The sequence below is a fragment of the Endozoicomonas sp. SESOKO2 genome, assembly GCF_024606245.1.
Lineage (GTDB): Bacteria > Pseudomonadota > Gammaproteobacteria > Pseudomonadales > Endozoicomonadaceae > Endozoicomonas_A.
The window spans coordinates 1-1,861 of sequence record NZ_JAHHPQ010000060.1 but is presented as its reverse complement, the minus strand read 5'-3'; the positions used below and the strand labels follow the sequence as shown (position 1 = coordinate 1,861).

At 44.1% G+C, this 1,861-nt stretch carries 2 protein-coding genes; both read left to right on the top strand.

What is annotated here, in order from left to right:
* The coding region (locus tag KDK17_RS01505) for a hypothetical protein (protein ID WP_257287188.1) at positions 1–659 on the top strand (659 nt) is incomplete at its 5' end.
* A 389-nt stretch (positions 660–1,048) separates the two neighbouring features.
* Positions 1,049–1,861: hypothetical protein (locus KDK17_RS01500; protein WP_257287187.1), on the top strand; the 813-nt coding region annotated here is incomplete at its 3' end.

Here is a 1,861-nt window from a genome sequence, read left to right as displayed (position 1 = left end):
AACTTCTGGCAAAAACAATGGAACATGTGATGACTGATAACAAAGCCATCATGGTCAGTTCAAATCGTCATATTCCTGTCAAAGATGCAACCCCTGAAGTTATTGATCCCTTAACCAGGGAAGCCCATAACTTTCTTTACCTGAGCGATTTGCAGGGAGACAGTCGCCGTACCCAATGGTGGCACAGCCCTGAAGTTCAGGCTGCTGATGCACTATCGCAGTTGGGTCAGTATCAAGGTTGCAAGGCGGCAGCAGTGATCACTGAGCACCCTGTATCGATAGACGAAATGGCCAGAATATTCAGTATTCCGGCAGAACAGATCCGCCGGGTGGGTTCACCTCTTTTGCCCGGACTCCCAAAAAAATTAAGCCCCGATTTCTTTCTCAGCGATTTATCCAGAACACAGCATCAGGCTGTTTTTATGGAGTGTGATGTTGCTATTGGTAACGCTAATATTGAGCAGCTCATGAATATTGTTCAGAGAGTACACGATGAAGGCTTAAAGCTGGTGGTTAAAACCAAAGACCGCAAATTATTGTTAAAATTTGTACGGAATTATTTAGAAAAAAACCCCAATGTTGAAAACGAGAGGCTCCGTATTGATGACCGACTCAAGCATATGTTCCGGGACTTTTCGGAATCTGGACTGCAGGTTTGACCAGGGGCTTGGCTCGCAGAATTGCTTTTACATCGAAAGGTAAGGCGCCGAGGCCTCATAGACCAGAGCCAGCAAGCAGCCGGCTCTGCAGAAGGTCGAAAGACCTTTTAATTAGAGATCAAAAAGGACCTCGTCTAACAATCAGCTTCAAATACGCAATCTGGTAGATTACGGTTCAAACTCCTGACTTGAGCCCCCCCATTTAGCAGTGAACTAAATCATTTCCTTTCTGTCCAAATAATAGAGCGATAGTACAAGGTTCGGATAATTTCCCCCTTCTCTTGAGATGGCCTGAAGCACTGTCATGAAGCATTAAATTTGCCAAGCAAATGAGCTAATCAGTAGGACGGTATTAACAGCAGATACAAATTAATAAAGGACGATTAGTTATGGATAATGTAAATAATTTAGCCACCAGCTATCTGTTTGGTCTACCTTTCCAATCCGGAAAAACAGAGACTGAATCTTCTAAAATAACGGCTGAAAATAACCCCCCTCCCATTTCTTCAGGTTCCACCTCAAGAAGTGTAAAGCCCTCGCCATCAGATATTGTTGCTGAGATGAGCGTCGCTGACAACCTGAAAGAAAGGGTGGATTCAAGCGGGCAGACGCAGAGCCTGAGGGAAAGAACAATTGAAGATTCTGGTACTGACGCTGGCGGTACTGTCCTGTCTGCACAAGGTTCAAAACAATGTCATCCGTCCTCTGATGCCTCTGTCTTACGAGCTGACAATGCTATTCTGGCAGTTCATTTCAAATCTTTAGGCACGATAACGCCCTCTTACAAACCCTTCCCGGTAAGTGACAGTAATAAGCCCATGGATGAACAATTTGCCAATAAAACGATTGGTTGGCTCCAGCAGCTTAACACATCATACCAAAAGCGGAGCTCAGTCATGACAAGCTTTAATAATCAAGTTCCGTCAATGAACGTAAGTTTTACCCAATTTGGCAATGGCTTGGTCACGACAATCTTCAATGCTTCTCGTTCGCCAAATGTGCAGGAAGTAAGAAAACGTCTGGGTGTTTTTTATGATGAGGATTATATGCACTATGAACTTCCCAGGCTTTCAAACGGTATTAACCTCTTGCAGCACACACTACCAAAATATTTTGATAGGAGTTACATATCCAGCTTTGTAGCAAAGGATAACGGGCATACACCCAGTGAGTGTCTGAATGCTTTTTTTCATGGCCCTACG